General features: G+C 75.6%; 16 protein-coding genes. 6 read left to right on the top strand and 10 right to left on the bottom strand.

Going from position 1 to position 20,448, the window contains the following annotated elements; translation table 11 throughout:
• Positions 1-261: 261 nt before the first annotated feature.
• The 3 genes from GA0070621_RS15450 to GA0070621_RS15460 all read left to right on the top strand — a co-directional run bounded on the left by GA0070621_RS15450 (position 262) and on the right by GA0070621_RS15460 (position 5,167).
• Positions 262-1,308, top strand: coding sequence for an AAA family ATPase (locus GA0070621_RS15450; RefSeq protein ID WP_091196159.1), 1,047 nt, complete (start codon positions 262-264; stop codon positions 1,306-1,308).
• A 1-nt stretch (position 1,309) separates the two neighbouring features.
• Positions 1,310-2,608: a DUF58 domain-containing protein gene (locus GA0070621_RS15455; RefSeq protein WP_091202472.1), complete on the top strand. Its 1,299-nt coding sequence runs from the start codon at positions 1,310-1,312 to the stop codon at positions 2,606-2,608.
• A 96-nt stretch (positions 2,609-2,704) separates the two neighbouring features.
• Positions 2,705-5,167 (top strand): transglutaminase TgpA family protein, encoded by a 2,463-nt coding sequence (locus tag GA0070621_RS15460; protein ID WP_091196160.1) that lies wholly within the window; start codon positions 2,705-2,707, stop codon positions 5,165-5,167.
• Between the two features lie 225 nt (positions 5,168-5,392).
• Here the strand turns inward: GA0070621_RS15460 and GA0070621_RS15465 are convergent, their stop codons facing one another.
• The 9 genes from GA0070621_RS15465 to GA0070621_RS15505 form a co-directional block, all read right to left on the bottom strand.
• Positions 5,393-5,785 carry a DUF3040 domain-containing protein gene (locus tag GA0070621_RS15465; protein WP_091196162.1) on the bottom strand — a complete coding sequence of 131 codons (393 nt, stop codon included), beginning with the start codon at positions 5,783-5,785 and terminating at the stop codon, positions 5,393-5,395.
• 115 nt (positions 5,786-5,900) lie between these two features.
• Entirely contained in the window at positions 5,901-7,160 is a 1,260-nt protein-coding gene (locus tag GA0070621_RS15470; protein ID WP_091196165.1) for a DNA polymerase IV, read from the bottom strand.
• A gap of 55 nt (positions 7,161-7,215) precedes the next feature.
• Positions 7,216-8,379 carry an alkaline phosphatase family protein gene (locus tag GA0070621_RS15475; protein ID WP_091196166.1) on the bottom strand — a complete coding sequence of 388 codons (1,164 nt, stop codon included), beginning with the start codon at positions 8,377-8,379 and terminating at the stop codon, positions 7,216-7,218.
• Positions 8,376-9,125: a methyltransferase domain-containing protein gene (locus GA0070621_RS15480; RefSeq protein WP_197673906.1), complete on the bottom strand. Its 750-nt coding sequence runs from the start codon at positions 9,123-9,125 to the stop codon at positions 8,376-8,378. The genes GA0070621_RS15475 and GA0070621_RS15480 overlap by 4 nt, the downstream gene beginning before the upstream one ends.
• Before the next feature lie 14 nt (positions 9,126-9,139).
• A complete protein-coding gene (locus tag GA0070621_RS15485) occupies positions 9,140-9,319 on the bottom strand; it encodes a hypothetical protein (protein WP_091196170.1) in 180 nt (59 codons plus the stop codon).
• 95 nt (positions 9,320-9,414) lie between these two features.
• Positions 9,415-12,795, bottom strand: a complete 3,381-nt coding sequence (locus tag GA0070621_RS15490; RefSeq protein ID WP_091196171.1) for an error-prone DNA polymerase — start codon at positions 12,793-12,795, stop codon at positions 9,415-9,417.
• Between the two features lie 102 nt (positions 12,796-12,897).
• Positions 12,898-14,571 carry a DNA polymerase Y family protein gene (locus GA0070621_RS15495; RefSeq protein ID WP_091196174.1) on the bottom strand — a complete coding sequence of 558 codons (1,674 nt, stop codon included), beginning with the start codon at positions 14,569-14,571 and terminating at the stop codon, positions 12,898-12,900.
• Positions 14,568-15,320, bottom strand: coding sequence for a hypothetical protein (locus tag GA0070621_RS15500; protein ID WP_091196178.1), 753 nt, complete (start codon positions 15,318-15,320; stop codon positions 14,568-14,570). The genes GA0070621_RS15495 and GA0070621_RS15500 overlap by 4 nt, the downstream gene beginning before the upstream one ends.
• Positions 15,321-15,461: 141 nt before the next feature.
• Positions 15,462-15,965 carry an SAV_6107 family HEPN domain-containing protein gene (locus GA0070621_RS15505; protein WP_091196181.1) on the bottom strand — a complete coding sequence of 168 codons (504 nt, stop codon included), beginning with the start codon at positions 15,963-15,965 and terminating at the stop codon, positions 15,462-15,464.
• A 559-nt stretch (positions 15,966-16,524) separates the two neighbouring features.
• Between GA0070621_RS15505 and GA0070621_RS15510 the strand changes: the two genes are divergently transcribed.
• The 3 genes from GA0070621_RS15510 to GA0070621_RS15520 are packed head-to-tail and all read left to right on the top strand — an operon-like array spanning position 16,525 to position 19,243.
• Positions 16,525-17,922 (top strand): ferredoxin reductase family protein, encoded by a 1,398-nt coding sequence (locus GA0070621_RS15510; RefSeq protein WP_091196184.1) that lies wholly within the window; start codon positions 16,525-16,527, stop codon positions 17,920-17,922.
• 20 nt (positions 17,923-17,942) lie between these two features.
• Positions 17,943-18,419 carry an FMN-binding protein gene (locus tag GA0070621_RS15515; protein WP_167666943.1) on the top strand — a complete coding sequence of 159 codons (477 nt, stop codon included), beginning with the start codon at positions 17,943-17,945 and terminating at the stop codon, positions 18,417-18,419.
• Positions 18,420-18,433: 14 nt separating this feature from the next.
• Entirely contained in the window at positions 18,434-19,243 is an 810-nt protein-coding gene (locus GA0070621_RS15520; protein ID WP_157739999.1) for an FAD:protein FMN transferase, read from the top strand.
• On the opposite strand, the gene GA0070621_RS15525 is transcribed toward GA0070621_RS15520, so the two are convergent.
• Positions 19,225-20,388 (bottom strand): FAD-dependent monooxygenase, encoded by a 1,164-nt coding sequence (locus GA0070621_RS15525; RefSeq protein ID WP_167666944.1) that lies wholly within the window; start codon positions 20,386-20,388, stop codon positions 19,225-19,227. The genes GA0070621_RS15520 and GA0070621_RS15525 overlap by 19 nt on opposite strands.
• Between the last annotated feature and the right edge of the window lie 60 nt (positions 20,389-20,448).

The following is a 20,448-nucleotide window of genomic DNA, read 5'->3' on the forward strand; positions in this document are numbered from 1 at the left end:
GACTCCGGCCATGACCGGCAGTGTACTCCTCCGACCTGACGGTCATCCGGCCCGCTCCACCGACCGGGACATTCCCCCGGTCCGGGGAATATTCCGGGCGTAAGCGACCGACCGGCTGCGGGGGTCGGCGAGGACGACAAACATGGTTAGCCTGAGAGACCAGTGAGATTTCTGCGGCAGACGAGGCTCGGCGTCGCGAACCCAACGGCGGGTCCAGGTGCTCTATACAGAGCTGCCGTCCAGGCGACGAGGAGGAGGCCCGTGACACAACAGACCTGGGACGAGGTGGGCGGTCTGCTGCCGCACGACGAGTTCCGCGCCGCCAGCGAGGCCATCGTGGCCAACATCGAGCAGGTCATCGAGGGCAAGACGGCCACCGTCCGACTCGCCCTGGCCGTGCTGCTCGCCGAGGGCCACCTACTGATCGAGGACGTGCCCGGCGTCGGCAAGACCAAGCTGGCCAAGGCCCTCGCCCGCTCGATCGACTGCTCGGTCCGGCGGATCCAGTTCACCCCCGACCTGCTGCCCAGCGACGTCACCGGGGTCAGCGTCTACAACCAGGAGACACACGACTTCGAGTTCCGCCCCGGCGCGGTCTTCGCCAACCTGGTGGTCGGCGACGAGATCAACCGGGCCTCGCCGAAGACCCAGTCCGCCCTGCTCGAGTGCATGGAGGAGCGGCAGGTCACCGTCGACGGCGTCACCTACCAGCTACAGACCCCGTTCATGGTGATCGCGACGCAGAACCCGATCGAGATGGAGGGGACGTACCCGCTGCCGGAGGCGCAGCGCGACCGGTTCACCGCCCGGATCGCGATGGGCTACCCGGACGCGGGGGCCGAACTGGCCATGCTGGACGGCCACGGCGCCACCGACCCGCTGACCGAGCTGCGCCCGGTCTCCGACGCGGCCACCGTCCGCCAGCTCATCGGCCACGTCCGCCAGGTGCACGTCGCCGACGCGGTCAAGCAGTACGCCATCGACCTGGTCACCGCCACCCGTGAGGCACCCGACCTGCGGCTCGGCGCGTCCCCGCGGGCCACCCTCCAGCTGCTGCGCACCGCCCGCGCGGTGGCCGCCCTGGAGGGGCGGGACTACGCCCTCCCGGACGACCTCCAGGCCCTCGCGGTGCCGGTGCTGGCGCACCGGATCATCCCGACCGCCGACGCGCAGCTGGCCCGGCGCACCACCGACGCGATCGTCGCCGAGCTGGTGCACCGGCTGCCGCTGCCCACCGACCGCAAGCGTTCCCCGTACGACACCCGGCCCGGCAGCGGCCGTGGGCCGTTCGAGCCGCGGAGGCCGTGAGGTGCGCGACGGGCTGCGCGGGCTGACCACCCGCGGCCGCTCCTTCCTGGCGGCCGCGGTCGCCGCCGCCCTCTCCGCCGCCATCCTCGGCGAGAAGGACCTGCTCCGGGTGGCCGTCCTGCTCGCCGTCCTGCCGCTGCTCGCGGCGTGGTACGTGGGCCGCAGCCGCTACAAGCTCGCCTGCAACCGCTCGCTGGAGCCGCACCGGGTGCCGGTCGGGGCCAGCTCCCGGGTGGTGCTGCGCCTACAGAACCTGTCCCGGCTGCCCACCGGCACCCTGCTGCTGGAGGACCGGCTGCCGTACGCGCTGGGCAGCCGGCCCCGGGTGGTGCTGGAGCGCCTCGGCGCGCACCAGGCCAGCTCGGTGGCGTACACCGTGCGGGCCGACGTGCGCGGCCGGTACGAGGTGGGTCCGCTGGTGATCCGGCTGAGCGACCCGTTCGGGCTCTGCGAACTCAGCCGCGCCTTCCCCAGCGTCGACCACCTCACGGTGATCCCGCAGGTCACCCCGTTGCCGACGGTCCGCCTCCCCGGCGAGTACGCCGGCAGCGGCGACAGCCGGGCCCGCTCGGTGGCGGTGCACGGCGAGGACGACGCCGCCACCCGGGAGTACCGGATGGGCGACGACCTGCGCCGGGTGCACTGGAAGTCGACCGCCCGCACGGGCGAGCTGATGGTGCGCCGGGAGGAACAGCCCTGGGAGAGCCGGGCCACGGTCGTCCTGGACACCCGGGCCGCCGGGCACCGCGGGGACGGACCGACGGCCAGCTTCGAATGGGCGGTCTCGGCCGCCGCCAGCATCGCCGTGCACCTGCGCCAGGCCGGCTACAAGCTTCGCCTGGTCACCGGCTCCGGCGCGGACGTGGACGCCACCGAGGCGGCCGGCGAGGGACTGCTCCTCGACCACCTCGCCGACGTACGCCTGGCGCAGCGCGGTGAGATCACCACGCTGGTCCAGCAGGTCCGGCAGCGGTCCGACGGCGGGCTGATCATCGCGCTGTTCGGCACGCTGAGCACCGCCGAGGCGGAGTTGCTGGCCGGCCTGCGCGGCAACGGCGCGACCTGCGTCGGCTTTCTGCTCGACAGCACCACCTGGCTGAACCTGCCGCCGAAGGCCCGGGCCGAGGCGGAACGCGCGCACGGCACCGCCGCGCTCGCCCTGTTGCAGAGCGGATGGCGGGTGATCGGTGTGGCGCACGGCAACCGGCTGCCCGTGCTCTGGCCGCAGGCGGCCCGGGGCTCGCAGGGCTTCGCGCTGCGGGCGGCGCTGGCGGAGACGGTGGCCGGAGGCGTGCGATGACCGAAAGGGCGGACTCGTGAGCGAGCGGAGCGAGCGAACCATGTGGCTCAGCACCGGGGCGCGTCGCGCCGCCGGGGAGCGCAGCGAGGCGACGGCGTGACCGCGCACCGCAACCTCGGCTTCGTCGCGGCGGCGGCGACCCTGCTGGCCGCGGCGCCGCTGTCGGCGATCTTCCAGCGCTGGACGTGGCTGGTCGAGGCGACCATCGCGGTCGGCGCGGTGGCCGCCGCCGCCGCGCTGAGCCGACTGGCCCGCGCACCCCTGTGGGGTCAGATCCTGGCCATGCTGGCCGGGCTCCTCATCGCCCTGACCTGGCTCTTCCCAGGCGGCACCGAGTTCCTGGCGTTCCTGCCCACCCCGGCCACCTTCGGCCACTTCGGCGAGTTGCTCGGCGCGTCTATGCAGGACATGCGCTCGTACGGCGTGAAGGTGAAGGACCTCGACTCGCTGCTCTTCCTCGCCGTGCTGGGCATCGGCGTCGTGGCGGTGGTGGTGGACGTGCTCACCGTCGCGCTGCGCCGCCCGGCGCTGGCCGGGCTGCCGATGCTGGCCATCTACTCGGTGCCGGTGGCGGTCTACGTGGACAGCGTCCCGGCCACCCCGTTCGTGGTGGGCGCCTGCGGCTACCTGTGGCTGCTGGTCACCGACAACGTCGACCGGGTACGCCGCTTCGGCCGCCGGTTCACCGGCGAGGGCCGCGACGTCGACGTCTGGGAGGCGTCGCCGCTGGCCGCGGCGGGTCGCCGGCTGGCCGTGGTCGGGGTGGCCGTCGCGGTGGCGCTGCCGCTGGCCGTGCCCGGGATGACCGGCGGGCTGCTGGACCGGATCGGCGACTCGACCGGCGACGGCAACGGCCGGCCCGGCCAGGGCGGCAACGCCGGCCGGATCGACCTGTTCGCCGCGCTCAGCGGCCAGCTCAACCAGAGCGAGGTGACCGAGCTGGTCAAGGTCACCACCAATGAGCCGGCGCCGTTCTACCTGCGCTTCGGGGTGGCCGACGAGCTGAGCCCCGACGGCTTCCGGGACCGCGTACCCAGCGGGAAGTCGGTGAACCGGGACCTGGCCGACCCGTCGGAGCAGCCCGGCCGCGGCGTCGAGCGGCATCGGTACCGGGCCAGTGTCGAGGTGAAGAACCTCAACATGCCCCTGCTGCCGGTCTACGCCGAGCCGGTGAAGGTGGACAGCCTCGGCGGCAACTGGCGCTACGACCCACAACTCCGGATCGTCTTCTCCAACCGCGAGAACTCGCGGGGCAAGCGCTACTCGTTCGACTACGTTCGCTCGACGTACAGCCCCTCGGCCCTGCGCGCGGCGCCTTCCCTGCCGGCCGACGACCCGATACTGCGCCAGCAGCCCATCCCACCGCCGGTCCGCGCGGTCGACGATCTGGTCGCGCGGCTGGTCAAAAACAAGCAGAACGACTACGACAAGGTCCGGGCGATCTACGACTACTTCTCGGTGGAGAACGGGTTCAGCTACTCGCTCTCCACCCGGGGCGGCACCAGCGGCGACGACATCACCGACTTCCTCACCAGCAAGGTGGGCTTCTGCCAGCAGTACGCCGCCGCGATGGCCTGGCTGGTCCGGGCGGCCGGCATCCGGGCCCGGGTGGTGTTCGGCTTCACCAACGGCAGCAACTCCGGCGGCAGCTACGTGCTGACCAACAAGAACCTGCACGCCTGGACGGAGGTCTTCTTCAACGGGTTCGGCTGGGTGCCGTTCGACGCCACCCCCGCGGCCAGCGTGCAGGGCTCGGTCCGGTCGGCCTGGGCTCCGGACGCCGACGCCCCCGACGAGATCACCCCGTCGCCGGGGAGCACCTCCGCGCCGGGCGGGGTCGACCCCTCGGCCGGCCCGAACGGCCCGGACCGGCTCGACAAGGACGCCGACCAGGGCCTCTCCGTCGGCGACGGCGGCCCCACCCGGCAGTCGCCGGTCTGGCCGTGGTGGGCGGCCGGCCTGGTCGCCCTGCTGGCGCTGCTCGCGATGCCGGCGCTGCGCCGGTCCACGCTGCGCCGGCGTCGACGGGCCCGGGCTGCGGCACCGGCGGCCACCACGCTGGCCGCAATCCCCGGCCCGCGGGGCGAGGTGCGTGACATCGTGGTCGGGGTGGACGCCGACCGGGCCCGCACGGACGCGCACGCCGCCTGGGACGAGCTGCTGGACACCCTGGTCGACTTCCAGGTCCGCGTCGACGGGACGGAGACCCCCCGGGCGACCGCCGAGCGGCTGGCCCGGGAGACCCTCACCGAGGACGCCGGGGCGGTCGACGGGGTACGGCTGCTCGGCCGGGCGGAGGAGCGGGCCCGCTACGCCCGCGACCCGCTGACCGGCGAGGCACTCCACCCGGCCCTGCGGTCGGTACGCGGAGCGCTCGCCAGCCGGGCGGACCGGCGTACCCGGATCATGGCGGCCCTGCTGCCGCCGTCGGTGCTGCTGCGCTGGCGGACCGCGGCGGCGGAGCGCTCGGCCCGGCTGGTCACCGGCGGCGGGCAGCTACGGCAGCGGCTGCTGCGCTGGAGCCCGCGACGCCTGCTGGCCGGCCGCCCGGCCCGCTGACCGTCCCGCCCGCCGGCGCTCCCCCGCCGGCGGGCGGGCCCATCACGGCCACGGCCACGGCCACCGAGCCGACCTTTCGTTCACGGCTGCGGGGCTCCGCTCCGCCACGCACCTCGCGCTCACGCCTGCCGGGCGGAGAGCCGGGGCATGGAGAAGCGACCGCGCTCGCCGGACGGTTCCGGCGACGCGCCGTCGCGTGCGGCCCGCCTCAAGGGCGGGACGTGGTCAGCGGTGCCCCTCCGGGCGCTGCCGCCAACGATCCTCCATCCGGTCGAGGAACGATCCCCGCCGGCCCGTCCGGCCCCGGGTTCGACGGCTCGTCGTGCCCCCCACCACGTGCAGGTCGGGGGACTGGGAGCGCCGGTGCGACTGCACCGCGTAGCCCAGTGAGGCCAGCATGACGACAAAGCCCGCCACGGCCAGCGGGGGCGTCTTGATCACGGCACCGTAGATCAACAGGGCCAGACCAGCGATGACCACGCCGGCAGCGACGAGCACGCGACGCCGCGCGTGGAAACGCGGGTCGCTGGCGCGCACAGCCGAGGCGAACTTGGGGTCCTCGGCAAGCGACCGCTCGATCTGCTCGAACAGCCGCTGCTCGTGCTCCGAGAGCGGCACGGCACTCCTCCCCGGTCACGTTGGTCGGCCCGGTCGGGCCGACAGACCGTGGCAGCCAACCGGCTGCTTACCCGCAAGTCTACGAGGGGGCTCGCGCGTCGGAAAGCGGGACGACCTATGGCCCGGCCGGTTTTTCGACCCGTCGCGGATCACGCCTGCCGAGCAGACTAGCCGGACCTATGACGGACCGCCCGAATCGGGCAGCCGCCGCGTCCGCCGCCGCCTCCGCCTCCCGCCAGCCACGCTCGGGCGCGCCGAGAGCGAGCTGGCGCGGCGTCTCCTGGGCGGCGGCCAGCCCCTCCAGGCGTACGCCGACCAGGCGGACCGGCTCGCCGGGGGCGAGCGCGGTCCACAGCGCCCAGGCCGTGTCGAACATCTCCCGCGCGGTGTCGGTGGGCACCGTGAGGGTGCGGGAGCGGTTGACCGTGCGGAAGTCGGCCAGCCGGACCTTGAGCGACACGGTGCGCCCCACCTGCCCGGCCGCCCGCAGCCGGGCGCCGACCTTCTCGGCCAGCGCCAGCAGGGCGCGGCGGATCTCCGTCGGATCGGTGACATCGGTGTCGAAGGTCACCTCCGCGCCGATCGACTTCTCCACCTGGTCCGGGGAGACCCGGCGCGGGTCCCGCCCCCAGGCCAACTCGTGCAGGTGGGTCGCGGCAGCCTCGCCGACCGCCCGCCGGAGCAGGCCGGCCGGTGCCTCGGCCAGCTCGCCCACGGTGTGCAGGCCGAGCCGGCGCAGCGCCTCCGCGGACCGCTCCCCCACGCCCCAGAGCGCCGCCACCGGCAGCGGGTGCAGGAACTCCAGGACCCGGGTGGCGGGCACCACGAGCAGGCCGTCGGGCTTGGCCCGGGTGGAGCCGAGCTTGGCCACGAACTTGCTCGGCGCCACGCCGACCGAGCAGGTGAGCCCCTGCTCCTCGGCGACCCGCCGGCGGATCAGCCGGGCGATCCGGGACGGGGGGCCGAAGAGCCGGCGGGCGCCGGCCACGTCGAGGAACGCCTCGTCCAGGGAGAGCGGCTCGACCAGCGGGGTGACGTCCCGGAAGATCCGCATCACCGCCCGGGAGGCCGCTGAATACCGGGCGAAATCCGGCGGCAGGTAGACCGCGTGCGGGCAGAGCGCCCGGGCGCGGGCGGTGGGCATGGCGCTGCGGACGCCGTAGCGGCGGGCCTCGTAGCTGGCCGAGCTGACCACCCCGCGCGGCCCGATCCCGCCCACCACGACCGGCCGGCCGCGCAGCTCGGGCCGGTGGCGCACCTCGACCGAGGCGAAGAAGGCGTCCATGTCGACGTGCAGGATCGGGCAGCCGGTGTCGTCGGCGTCCGGCCCGAAGCGTGGATCACCGCCCCGGGGCAACGACTGGCTGCGGCCCATTCCGGCAGGCTAGCCGTCCGGTCCGACAGTCCGGCCGACCGGTGGGCCGGGGCCGTCAGCCGCGGACGACCAGGAGCGGGATGGTCATCTCGGCCGCGGTGTCCGCGCCGTGGTACGCCACCAGCCGGGACTCGATCGGCAGCTCCGAGCGGGTGGCGACCACCGCGTACGTGCCCCGGCAGACCACCACCACGTCGCCGATCCGGCGCAGGTGCTCCTCGGGCACCGGCCCGAACCAGCCGGTGGCCACCGCCTCGTCCCGGGTCATCACCCGGGCAGCGCCGTCGAGCACCGTCGACCAGGCGGCCACCACGTCGGCGGCGGCCCCCGGCTCCACGTGCAGGTAGCGGACCCGGGGCTCGCCGGCGACCACCCGCACCCCGGCGCGCAGCCGGGGATCGGTGTCCAGGTCGATCCGGTGGTCGTCCGGCACGTTGAGCTGACCGTGGTCGGCGGTGACCAGCAGCGCCGCGTCCGGCGGCAGCCCGTCGACCAGCCGGGCGAGCAGCCGGTCCACCTCGGCTGCGGCGAGCCGCCAGGGCACCGAGTCGACGCCGCTCAGGTGCCCGTGCCGGTCCAGGTCGGGGTGGTAGCCGGAGACCAGGGCCGGCCCGGCGCCGGCCGCGAGCGCGGTGAGCAGCTGACCGGCCAACTCGTCGACGTCGGAGGCGCCCCGGTAGTCGCCGCCCCGGTTCGCGGCCAGGGTCAGGCCGCTGCCCCCGTACTCGGGGCGGCTGACCACGGTGACCGCGACCCCGGCGGCGCGGGCCCGCTCGTACCAAGTCGGGACGGGCTGCCAGCGCAGCGGTTCCGGGTCGCCGGCCCAGTCGATGTGGCTGAGCACCCGGTCGGTGCCGGGGACCCGGACCTTGAAGCCGAGCACGCCGTGCGCTCCGGAGGGCGTGCCGGTGCCGAGGGTGACCAGGCTGGTCGGGGTGGTGGACGGAAACCCGGAGGTGAGCGGGGCGCCGACGGTGGCGGCCAGGCCGGCCAGGGTCGGGGCGTACGGGGCGGCGGTGGGGATCTGGTACCAGCCGAGCCCGTCGACCAGCAGCACGGCGATCCGGCGTACCCCGGCCAGCCGGGGACCCAGGCCGAGCAGGTCGGCCGCGCCGGGCACGCCGAGCACCGCGAGGGCGCTGGGCAGGATGTCGGCGAGACTGCCACCGCCGTAGCGGGGCGCGACCTGCTCGAACGGATCCGCCGCCGGGCCGGTCATGCCGGGCGGCGGGCGAACAGGTGCAGCTGGGCGGCGAGGTCCCGGTAGGGCGGCCGGGCGGCCAGGGCCCGCTCCAGCTCGACCAGGGCGGCCGGCTGACCGTCCGCCACCGCGGCCGGGAGCAGGTCGGCGAGCACGCGTACGCCGTGAATCTCCTCGACGACGAGCCCGGCGGCGGCGAGCAGCGCCGCCGCGCCGTCGGCGTCGTAACGCCGGCGCAGGGTGTCCCGGGGGCCGGCGCTGCCGGCCGGGTCGGCGGCCAGCGCGGCGGCGACGTCGAGGTGCCCGTTCATCGCCCGGGTCAGCACGGCGGCGGCGCGGCCGGCGACCAGGACGCTGGCCGCGCCCCCGGGACGCAGGGCGGCGGCGAGTGCGGCGACCACCGGGACGGGGTCGTCGACCACCTCCAGCACGGAGTGGCAGAGCACCAGGTCGACGGCGGCCGGCTCGACCAGCCCGGCGAGCGCGTCACCGTCGCCCTGGATCGCGCGTACCCGATCGGCGACCCCGGCCTCGGCGGCCCGGCGGGTCAGCGCGGCGAGCGCGTCGGGACTGGCGTCGACCACGGTGACCCGGTGGCCGGCCTCGGCGAGCGGGACGGCGAAGCCGCCGGTCCCGCCGCCGACATCGAGCACGGTGAGCTGGTCGCCGGTCCGCCGGTCCAGCTCGGCCCGGAGGACCGCCCAGATCACGGCGGTACGAGGGGTCAGGGTTCGGGTCTGCTCCACGCCGCCGAGCCTAGTCACCCCGGGACACCGGGTCAGGAGTCGCCGCCGCCGGCGGGGTCCTCCTCCGCGCGGGACCGGTGGGCGTTGGCCACCGGGCCGTCGGTCACCTGGTATTCGCGGGGCTCCACCTCGTGGCTCGGCGACCAGCCGGCCGACAGCCGGGTGCGCCGGGTGTTCGCCACCCCACCGGAGTACGTGCTGTGCACGGTCATGTTTTCTTCCCCCCAGACGAGCGGGCCACTCTGCCCGCGCGTGCCGGCAGTCTCCCGTCTCCCGGTCCGGAAAACCGTAATGTGGATCACTCCACTCAGCGGAAATCCCGGGACGCCGGGGTGACGGGAGGCTCGATCGCATCCAGTCGGTCCGCGGTGAGGCTGGTGACGCCCTCGTGCCGCTGCAACCGGCCCCGCACCACCAGCGCCGCGCTGGTGCGGGCGATTCGACGGTATCGCTGCCAGAGCCCGGGGGAGCAAGTGACGTTGAGCATACCGGTCTCGTCCTCCAGATTGAGGAAGGTCACCCCGCCCGCGGTCGCCGGCCGCTGCCGGTGGGTGACGATCCCGCCGACCCGGATCCGCCGACCCGGATCCACCCCGCCGAGCCGGGCGATCGGCACCGCGCCCAGGGCGTCCAGCCGGTCCCGGATGAACCGGGCCGGGTGGCTCTCCGGGGACAGGCCGGTGGCCCAGACGTCGGCGACGAGGCGGTCCACCGCCTCCATCCCGGGCAGGGTGGGCGGGGTCGCGCCGGTCACCGTGCCGGGCAGCCGACCCGGCCGGTCCTGGGCCGCCGCGCCGGCGGCCCAGAGGGCCTGCCGCCGGGTCAGCCCGAAGCAGGCGAAGGCGTCCGCGGTGGCCAACGCCTCCAACTGCGCGGCGGTCAGGCCGACCCGCCGGGCCAGATCCGGCATGTCCCGGTACGGCCCGTGCGCCGTCCGCTCCGCCTCGATCCGCTCGGCCACGTCGTCGCCGAGGGTGCGTACGCTGCCCAGCCCGAGCCGGACCGCCGGCCCGCCCAGCCCCCAGGCGTGCGGCGGCTCCCCCGGTTGGCTCCCCCACCGGGTCTCCGGGGTGGACTCCAGCACCGCCTTGGCGCCGCTGGCGTTGATGTCCGGCCGGCGCACCTCGACACCGTGCCGGCGGGCGTCGTCGACCAGGGTCTGCGGCGAGTAGAAGCCCATCGGCTGGGCGTTGAGCAACGCGGCCAGGAACGGGCCGGGGTGGTAGCGCTTGAGCCAGGAGCTGGCGTAGACCAGGTAGGCGAAGCTCATCGCGTGGCTCTCCGGGAAGCCGTAGCTGGCGAACGCGGTGAGCTTGCGGTAGACGTCCTCGGCCAGCTCGCCGGTGATCCCCCGCTCGGCCATCCCGGCGTACAGCCGGTCGGCGATCTGCGCCATCCGTTCCACCGAGCGCTTCGCCCCCATCGCCCGGCGCAGCTGGTCGGCCTCGGCCGCGTCGAAGCCGGCCAGGTCGATGGCGAGCTGCATGAGCTGCTCCTGGAACAGCGGCACGCCGAGGGTCTTCTCCAGCGCGTTGCGCATCAGCGGATGCGGGAACGTCACCGGCTCCTGGCCGTTCTTACGCCGGATGTACGGGTGCACCGAGCCGCCCTGGATCGGGCCGGGACGGATCAGCGCCACCTCCACCACCAGGTCGTAGAACTCGCGGGGCTTGAGCCGGGGCAGGGTGGCCATCTGGGCGCGGCTCTCCACCTGGAACACCCCGACCGAGTCGGCCCGGCAGAGCATGGCGTAGACGTCGGGGTCGTCCAGGGTCATGTCGCCCAGGTCGAGCGTGGACCCGATCATGTCGTAGCCGTAGTGCAGCGCGGAGAGCATGCCGAGGCCGAGCAGGTCGAACTTGACCAGCCCGACGGCGGCGCAGTCGTCCTTGTCCCACTGCAGGACGCTGCGGCCCGGCATCCGCCCCCACTCGACCGGGCAGACCTCGATCACCGGCCGGTCGCAGATCACCATGCCGCCGGAGTGGATGCCCAGGTGCCGGGGGAAGGTCTGGACCTGGTTGGCGTACTCGACGACCTGCTCGGGGATGTCCGCCACGTCCACCGCCGCGACCGAGCCCCAGCGGTCGATCTGCTTGCTCCAGGCGTCCTGCTGCCCGGGCGAGAAGCCGAACGCCTTCGCCACGTCCCGCACCGCCGACCGGGGCCGGTACGAGATGACGTTGGCGACCTGGGCGGTGTGCTCCCGGCCGTACCGGGCGTAGACGTGCTGGATCACCTCCTCCCGGCGGTCGGACTCGATGTCCACGTCGATGTCGGGCGGGCCGTCGCGTTCCGGGGCCAGGAACCGCTCGAAGACCAGCTGGTGCCGGACCGCGTCGACGTTGGTGATCCGCAGCGCGTAACAGACCGCCGAGTTGGCCGCCGAGCCCCGGCCCTGGCAGTAGATGTCCTGCTCCCGGCAGAACGTGACGATGTCGTAGACCACCAGGAAGTAGCCGGGGAAGCCGAGATCGGAGATCATCCGCAGCTCGTGCTCCAGCTGCGCGTACGCCTCCGGGTGCGCCTCGGGCGGGCCGTAGCGTTCCCGGGCGCCGTCCATGGTCAGCTCGCGCAGCCAGCTCATCTCGGTGTGCCCGGGCGGCACCGGGTACGCCGGCAGCCTCGGCGCGACCAGTTGCAGGTCGAAGGCGAGTTCCGCGCCGAACTCGGCGGCCCGGGCCACCGCGCCCGGGTACGCGGCGAACCGCGCCGCCATCTCCGCGCCGCTGCGCAGGTGGGCGGTGCCGGCGGCGGGCAGCCAGCCGTCGATCTCGTCCAGGCTGCGCCGGGCACGGACCGCGGCCAGGGTGGTGGCCAGCCGACGCCGCCCCGGGGTGGCGTAGTGCACGTTGTTCGTGGCGACCGTGGGCAGCCCCGCCGCGGCGGCCAGCTCGGCCAGGGCGTCGTTACGGTCGGCGTCGACCGGGTGGCCGTGGTCGGTCAACTCCACCGCCACCGTGTCGGCGCCGAAGAGCGCGGTGAGCCGGTCCAGCTCCCGGGCGGCGGCGTCGACGCCCTCGGTGAGCAGGGCGCCGGGCACGTGCCCCTTGCGGCAGCCGGTGAGCACCAGCACGTGGTCGCGCAGCTCGGCGGCGACCTCGTCCAGCTCGCCGTAGACCGGGCGGCCCTTCTCGCCGCCGCGCAACTGGGCGCGGGAGATGGTGGCGGCGAGGCGGGCGTACCCCTCGTGGCCGTGGGCGAGGACCAGCAGGTGCGACCCGTGCGGGTCGGGCTCGCCGTTCTGCGGGCCGGGCAGCCCGAGGGAGAGTTCCGCGCCGAAGATGGTCGGCAGGTGCAGCGCGCGGGCCGCCTCGGCGAAGCGCACCACGCCGTAGAAGCCGTCGTGGTCGGTGACGGCGAGCGCGGTGAGGCCCAGCCGGGTGGCCTCCTCGGCCAGTTCCTCGGGGTGGCTGGCGCCGTCGAGGAAGCTGAAGTTGGAGTGGGCGTGCAGCTCCGCGTAGGGCACCGGGTCGTCCGGGCGGGGCAGCTCGGGCGGCTCGTACTGCTCCCGCTTGCGGTTCCACGCCGGGGAGTCGCCGCCGTCGGCGTCCACCGCGAGCGGGTCCACCACGTGCAGGTGCCGCTCGTCCCGGGACCGGCCCCTGCCGGACCGCCCACCGCGGGGCCGGCCGGAGAGCACCTCTTCCAGCTCCGACCAGGACAGATTCGGGTTGTGGAAGCTCACCGGCCCGCCCCTCGCCCGGCCCGCTGCGAGATCTTGGCAGGTTCAGGCCCCTCCAGGGGCCGAAATCTTCCAAGATCCGATGTCGCGCGGGCCCCTGCGCGGTCAGTCATAGATCGCCTCCACCAGCCACTGGCCGGCCTCGACGGCGAGCAGCAGGGCGGTCCCGTCGGCGAGGCAGACCTGGAACCGGGCCCGACGCCGGGCCTCGGCCGGCGCCCACCAGCGCTCGTCCACCGGCCACGGGCCGGCCCAGCCGACGATCTCGGTCGGCCGGCCGGTGCCGACGGCCAGCCGCGCGGGCGCGGCGCTCACCGCCAGCCGGGCGCTGACCACGACCGGCTCACCGGCCGCGTCGTGCACGGCGGCGAGGATCGGGGTCGGCAGCACGACGGCCGGCGCGGGCGGCGGCAGCCGCCCCGGCCACGGCGGAGCCGCCGCCCCGCCCGACCGCGCCGCCTCACCCAACCGCGCCACCTCACCCGACCGCGCCGCCTCACCCGACCGCGCCGCCTCGTCCGTTGGGCCGGTGGGCAGTGGCGGTGGGCCGGGGCGGGCGGGCAGTCGCTCGTCGCCCCACGGGACCAGGCGTACCTGGTCGGCCGGGGACCGTCCGCCGCCGAGCACGGCGGTGACCACCGCCTCGGGGCCGAGGATGCCCTGCACCCGGCTCAGCGCGCGGTGCGCCCGCTCCCGCTCCTCACCGGTCTCCCCCCACAGCCCCGGTTGCAGGCCGGCCTGGGCGAGCACCCCGTCCGGCACCAGCCGCAGCCGGATGATCCCGGCGGTGGGGCGGGCCTGGCGGGCGCCGCCCCGGCGGGTGCTGCCGGAGAGCCAGCCGTCCAACTGCCAGCGGACCCGGTCGGCGATGGCCGCGGCGGTGAGCAGGCCGTCGTGCCGCCAGACCCGGTGCAGCTCCTGGCCGTGCGCGGTGACCGCCTCGATGCCGAGCCGGGTGCAGGCCAGCCCGTACGCGGCGAGCCGCTCGTGCAGCTGCTCGGCCAGCGTCCGGGCGGCGAACGCCGCGGCGTCGACCCGGTCGACCGGCTCGTCGTACCCGGCGGTGACCGTCAGGTCGGCCGGCGGCTGCCGGACCGCGAGCGGCCGATGGTCCCGGCCTGCGGCGAGCCGGTGGGCCAGCGCCCCGTCGAAGCCGAACCGGGCCAGCACGTCGCCGGCGGGCAGCGCGGCGAAGTCGCCGAGGGTACGCACCCCGAGCCGGCGCAGCAGGTCGGTCAGGGCGGGCCGGCCGAGCGCCTCGACGGGCCGGGCGGCCAGGAACTCCGGGGTCCCGCCGGGCGGCACGATCCGCCCGTCCCGCGCGGCCAGCCCGGCGGCGAAGACCCCGTCGGCGATGCCGACCTGGCTCTCCACCGCGCAGCTCTGGGCGACGTGCTCGACGATCCGCTCGGCCGCCGCCTCCTCCCCACCGAGGTACCGGCTCGGCCCCCGGGCGGCCAACGCGCAGGCCCCGGGGCGGATCACCTCCACCCCGACTGCCACCTCCTCGACGGCGGCCACCACCGGCTCGAACGCCCGGGCGTCCCGGCCGGGATCGTGGTCGACGACGGTGAGCTGCGGGCAGCGCCCCTGCGCCTCCCGCTTGCGCAGCCCCCGGCGTACGCCCTCGGCGCGGGCCCGCTCGGAGCAGGCGATCACCCGGTTGGCGTGCAACACCGCGACCGGCCCGGTGGCGGGCACCCCGTCGACGATCTCGGCGGCGAGGACCGGCCAGTCCGGGCACCAGAGCAGCAGGGTCCGCACCGGCGTACCGCTCATGCCGGCACTCCGCCGCGCTGCGTGCCGCCATGAGGCACCACCCGGAGCCGGGGCGGGATGGTACGGGCGGCGGCACCGGCCGCCCGGGGGATGACCCGGGTCAGCTCGTCGCCGGGCAGCCAGACCTTGATCTCCTTGGGGCGGGCGGCCGCGCCCCGCCCGCGCGCCGAGACGGTCACCTCCCGGCGGCGCAGCCGCCCCCGGCCCGGCCCGAGCCCCTCCCAGACCCCCCGGACCACCTGGAGCGTGACGTCCGCGCCGTCCCACCGGCCGTACGGGACGAGCACGCTGCCGCGCTGCCGGGCCCGGGCGGCCAGCCGGTCGGCGACCGAGGCGGAGACCGTGGCCGGCACGGCGGCGACCACCACGTCGACCCCGTCGATGAGCGCGGCGACGACGGTGGGCCACTCGGGCCCGGGGTGCGGCACCAGGGCCAGCCGGTCCAGGGCGATCCCGGCCTCGGCCGCCGCGCCGGCACCGAAGGTAGGCACCCCGACCACGGCACACCACGAGCCGGCCCGGGACGCCTCGGCGAGCAGGGCGAGGAGCAGCGACGTCCCGCCGCCGCGCCGGGGCTGCCCGGCGCCGACCGCGATGGTGCTGCCGCGGCGCAGCCCACGGTGGGGCAGCAGCCCGGTCAGCTCGGGCCGGACGGGCAGCACCCGGTGACCGCCCGCCGGGTCGGGCGCGCTCGCCGGGCGTACCAACTCGGCCAGTGCGGCGGAACCGACCACCATGCGGCCCGCCATCGGACCTACCCCCTGTCGTATGTCGCCCACGGGTACCGATCCGTGGTGGTGCTGCTGGATTTCCGCGGCGGACACCGCCGGAACCGGGCACGGCGCGTCCGGCCACCCGCCTTCCCCGTCGGGTGGCCGGACGTCGCCCGGTCAGGCGGCGGCTGCTCCGGGTCGCGGCGCGACGTCGGCCACGCCGAGCCGGAGTGGCCGGAACAGATCGTCGAGCGCCGGCTGGTACGCCAGGCCGAGGGCAGCCTCCACCACGGCCACGAACTGCTCGGCGGCGCGGAGCAGGTCGTCGGCCTCCCGGGCGGTGACCACCCGGGGGATGCCGGCCTCGGCGGCGGCCCGCTTGCTCGCCCCGGCGGCGAAGTAGCCGGCCCACTCGTCGAGCTCGGGGGCGACGGCGGCGAGCAGGACCCAGACGCTGGTGATCCGGCCGCGCCGGGTGGGCGCGGGGCGGGCACGGGCGGCGAGCAGTGCGGCGGCGGCGCGCAGCGCCGCGAGGTGGGCGGCGGCGTATCGGAGGCCGTCGGGGCGGGTCCGGGCCGCCTCGGCCAGCCCGTGGCGGGCCACCACGAGCAGTTGGGCGGGGGTGCGGTGCGGCAGCACGTGCGCGGGCACCGTCGGTGCCTGGGCCGGACCGGTCGACATGATCTCTCCTCCGCGTGGGCCGGGGCGGGCGGGCCACGCGACGGATCGGATCCGCCGGTGGGACGCCCGGGGCGGGTGGTGCGGAGGAAGACGCACCGGGTGGGCCGGCCGGGTGTGGACGCTTCCCCACACCACACCCGGCCGGCGTACCGGCGGGTCCGTCGCCCGCCGCCCGGGGGTCGTGGGCGGCGGGCGACGATCCTGCCTGACGGGCCTCGGACTCGCGACTGTCCGGGCCCCGGTGCGGTCCGCGGAACCGCACCCTCCCGGGAGCCGGCGCCGCGAAACACCGCTCCCGACGTTGGAACGAACGTACGACTGAATCGAACACTCGTTCTAACTACCCTGACAGTACACCCCTCCCCCGACGAAAATGCAACGGTCCCGGGCCGGCGCGACAAGCCGCGTCGCCGAGGCCGCCACGGAACCGGCGGAGCCATGCCCGGGAGCGGACCTCGGTGGGATTCTCAGCGCGTACACAGGGTTGCCATAGGAACCGTCGAGGTCGGCCGGCCAAGGTTGGCCCCATGTACGTCAGCCGCACCGAAGCGACCGTCCGGTGACCGCCGCCGTCGCCGACCGGCGGGCCGTACGCCGCGCCCTGCCGGCGGCTCCCGCCTGGTGGGCCGACGTCGCCGGCAGCGCCGCAGTGCTCAGCCTGCTGGTCGTCACCGCCCTCTGGACCGCCGACCGGGGAGTGCAGGAGCTGCTGTCCGGCCCGGCCACCGGTCTCACCTCGCTCGGCCGGCTCGCCGGCCTGGTCAGCGCCGACCTGATGCTCGTCCAGGTGGTGCTGATGGCCCGGGTACCGCTGATCGAACGCAGTTTCGGCCAGGACCGGATCGCCCGCTGGCACCGGCTCGCCGGCTTCACCTCCTTCAACCTGCTGCTCGCCCACGTGGCGCTGACCACCCTCGGGTACGCCGGCACCGCCCGGCGGGGCGTGCTCGCCGAGACCTGGGACCTAGTCGTCACGTACCCCGGGATGCTGCTCGCCACCGCGGCGCTGGCCCTGCTGGTGCTGGTGGTGGTGACCTCGGTACGGGCGGCCCGGCGCCGGCTGCGCTACGAGTCCTGGCACCTGCTGCACCTGTACGCGTACCTCGGCGTCGCGCTGGCGCTGCCGCACCAGCTCTGGACCGGTGCCGACTTCGTCGGCTCGGCGGCGGCCAGCGCCTACTGGTGGACGGTCTACCTGCTGGCGCTGGCCAGCGTGCTGGTCTACCGGCTCGGGCTGCCCGCCTGGCGCTCGCTGCGGCACCGGATCGAGGTGGCCGCAGTGGTCACCGAGGCCCCCGGGGTCACCTCCGTCTGGCTGCGCGGGCGCGACCTGCACCGGCTGCCCGTCCGGGCCGGGCAGTTCCTCCTCTGGCGGTTCCTGGACGGCCCCGGCTGGTCCCGGGCGCACCCGTACTCGCTGTCGGCGCCGCCGAACGGGGACCTGATGCGGATCACCGTCAAGGACCTCGGCGACGGCAGCGCCCGGGTGGCCGCGCTGCGCCCCGGCACGAGGGTGCTGGTCGAGGGACCGTACGGGCGGCTGACCGGGGAACACTGGCGGGGCGGCGGGATCACCATGCTCGCCTGCGGGGTCGGGATCACCCCGCTGCTGGCGCTGCTCTGGGAGCTGCCGTACGCCCCCGGGCAGGCGGTGCTGCTCTACCGCGCGCGTACCCCCGAGGACCTGGCCTTCCGGGCGGAGCTGGACCGGCTCGCCGCGGAACGCGGGCTGGTCGTGCACCACCTGGTCGGCCCGCGGGCGCGACGCCCGTCCTGGCTGCCGGCGTACGCCGAGGGGAGGTCCGACGCGGAGGCCCTGCGCCGGCTCTCCCCCGGCGTCGCCGCGCACGACGTCTTCCTCTGCGGCCCGGACGGCTGGGTCGACGCCGCCCGCGACGCCGCCCGCGCCGCCGGGGTTCCCGACGCGCACGTCCACCACGAACGCTTCGCCTGGTGACAGGCGCGAAAGGAGGATCCGTGCGCCGGATCACCCTCTGGCTGCTCTCCACCGTGGCCGTCCTGGTGCTGCTGTTCAGCTACAAGACCAGCACCATGGGTCCGGGCGGGGAGAGCAGCGCGGTCGCCACGGGCTCCGACGGCTCGGCCGGCAACTCCTGGACCGGCACGGACGCCGGCTCCACCGGGTCGGGCCCGGTGAGCGGGTCGTCCAGCGGCGACGGCACGGCCACCGGGTCGGTGGCGCAGACCCGGTGGGGACCGGTGCAGGTGCAGATCACCGTCTCCGGCGGGAGGATCACCGACGTCCGCGCCGTACGGGTGCCGGACGGCAACCGCCGGGACCAGGAGATCAACGACTACGCGGTGCCGATCCTGCGGCAGGAGGCCCTGGCCGCGCAGAGCGCCCAGATCGACACCGTCTCCGGCGCGACCGTCACCAGTGACGGCTACCGCGAGTCCCTCCAGTCCGCGATCGACGCGGCACACCTGAAGTGAGCGGGGTGGCGACGATGAACCTGGCGACGGAGCCGGACCGGCGGGCCTGGGTGGTACAGGTGATGGGGCTGCCGGTGAGCGTGCACCTGCGCGGCCCCGAGGTGCGCACCGACGCGGTGGCGCAGCGGGTGGAGCGGGTCTTCGCCGAGCTGGGCGAGGTGGACGCGGTGTTCAGCACGTACCGGCCGGAGAGCGTGCTGGGCCGGCTCGGCGGCGTCATGCCCGACCCGGCCACCGCCGAGCCGGTGGTGCGCGAGGTGGTGACGCTCTGCGAACTGGCCCGCACCCGTACCGACGGGTGGTTCGACGCCCGGCGGCTGCCGCTGCCCGGCGGCGGAACCGGATTCGAGCCGTCCGGGCTGGTCAAGGGGTGGGCGGTGGAGCGCGTCGCGCGCCACCTCGCCGACCTGCCCGACCACGACCTCTGCCTCAACGCCGGCGGGGACGTGCTGCTGCGCACCGCGCCGGGCCGGCCGGCCTGGCGGGTCGGGATCGAGGACCCCGACCACCCCGAGCGGCTGCTCGACGTCGTCGAGCGGGCGCACGGCGCGGTCGCCACCTCGGGCACCGCGCGGCGCGGCGCGCACATCGTGGACCCGCGCGCCGGCCGGCCCGCCGAGGCCGTCCGGTCGGTCACCGTGGTCGGCCCCGAGCTGCTCTGGGCCGACGTGTACGCGACCGCGGCCGTCGCCCGGGGCGCGGACGCGCTCGACTGGCTGGCCACCCTCGACGGGTACGCGGCCCTGCTGGTGGACGCCGCCGGCCGGGTCCGGGCCACCTCGGACTGGCCGGGCACCCGGGTGGCTCACGCCCGCACCGCGTAGTCGGGCAGGCCGGCGTCGGTGGCCAGCGAGTTGGTGCCGCGTACCAGCATCGTCTGGACCGCGCGACGGGACAGCAGCCGGTCGCGCAGCCACAGGCCCCACCCGCTGGCCGGGGCGAGGAAGTGGCCGGGGTTGGCGCCGCGCTGCCAGCGGGACGCGTACCCGCGCATCCGCCGCTCGTACGCGGGCAGCGCCACCCGGGGGTTCCCGCCGGCCACGGCCAGCTCGCCGGCGAGCACGTACGCCCCGACCAGGCCGGTGCCGACCCCCATCCCGCCGAGGGTCACCCCCCACGCCGCGTCGCCGAGCAGCACGGTCCGGCCGGTGTGCCAGCGGGGCACCCGGACCCGGCCGATCGCGTCGAAGTAGAGCTCGGGCGCGGCGTGCAGGCCGGCGAGCAGGTGCGGCACGTGCCAGCCCAGCCCGGCGAAGGCGTCGGCGATCAGCGACTTCTGCCGGTCGGGGTCGAGCCGGTCGTGGTCCAGCCCGGCTCCGGCGAAGACGACGAAGGCGCCCGCCCGATCGGGGTCGCGCTGGTCGGCGGCGACGCTGGCCATCCGCCCGGGCACGTTGTACTGCCGGGAGACGGTGTCGAAGCCGCGGTCGTTGGGCAGGTCCCAGCCGGCCAGGTGGTAGCCGAGGTGGGTGAGGTACGCCGTCTCCGGGCCGTGGACCAGCCGGCGTACCCCGGAGTGCAGACCGTCCGCGCCGACCACCAGGTCGACGGCGCGGGAGCCGCCCCGGGCCAGCTCGACGTGCACCGTGTGGTCGGTCTCGGTGAGCCCGGTGATCCGGTCGCCGAACAGATACTCCACCCGGTCGGCGCCGTGCTCGTACAGGATCCGGGACAGGTCCCGGCGCAGCACCTCCAGCTCGCCGCCGGCGAACTCGGCCGGCAGCCGGAAGATCTCCCGGCCGTGCTCGTCCACCCGGCTCATCGCGCCGGCGTGGGTCTGCACCGCGCGCAACTCGTCGAGCACCCCCATCGCGGCCAGCACGCCGAGATGGGTCGGGCCCCGGAAGTCGACCGCGAAGCCGCTGGTCCGCAGCGCCGGGGCGGTCTCGACGACGGTGACCTCGGCCCCGTGACGGGCCAGCCACCAGGCCACCGCCGGACCGGCCACACCGGCGCCGGAGACGAGCACGCGTGAACCGTGCAGCGGAAGAGACATGATTCCCCCGAGATAGGAACTGTGTCCGTTGGA

Source organism: Micromonospora narathiwatensis (assembly GCF_900089605.1).
Taxonomy (GTDB): domain Bacteria; phylum Actinomycetota; class Actinomycetes; order Mycobacteriales; family Micromonosporaceae; genus Micromonospora; species Micromonospora narathiwatensis.

Bases quoted from the DNA above. Each gene is read 5' to 3' on its own strand.
- GA0070621_RS15470 (WP_091196165.1), bottom strand. From the start codon at position 7,160: ATGGGCCGCAGCCAGTCGTTGCCCCGGGGCGGTGATCCACGCTTCGGG.
- GA0070621_RS15475 (WP_091196166.1), bottom strand. From the start codon at position 8,379: ATGACCGGCCCGGCGGCGGATCCGTTCGAGCAGGTCGCGCCCCGCTAC.
- GA0070621_RS15485 (WP_091196170.1), bottom strand. From the start codon at position 9,319: ATGACCGTGCACAGCACGTACTCCGGTGGGGTGGCGAACACCCGGCGC.
- GA0070621_RS15495 (WP_091196174.1), bottom strand. From the start codon at position 14,571: ATGAGCGGTACGCCGGTGCGGACCCTGCTGCTCTGGTGCCCGGACTGG.
- GA0070621_RS15500 (WP_091196178.1), bottom strand. From the start codon at position 15,320: ATGGCGGGCCGCATGGTGGTCGGTTCCGCCGCACTGGCCGAGTTGGTA.
- GA0070621_RS15505 (WP_091196181.1), bottom strand. From the start codon at position 15,965: ATGTCGACCGGTCCGGCCCAGGCACCGACGGTGCCCGCGCACGTGCTG.
- GA0070621_RS15520 (WP_157739999.1), top strand. From the start codon at position 18,434: ATGAACCTGGCGACGGAGCCGGACCGGCGGGCCTGGGTGGTACAGGTG.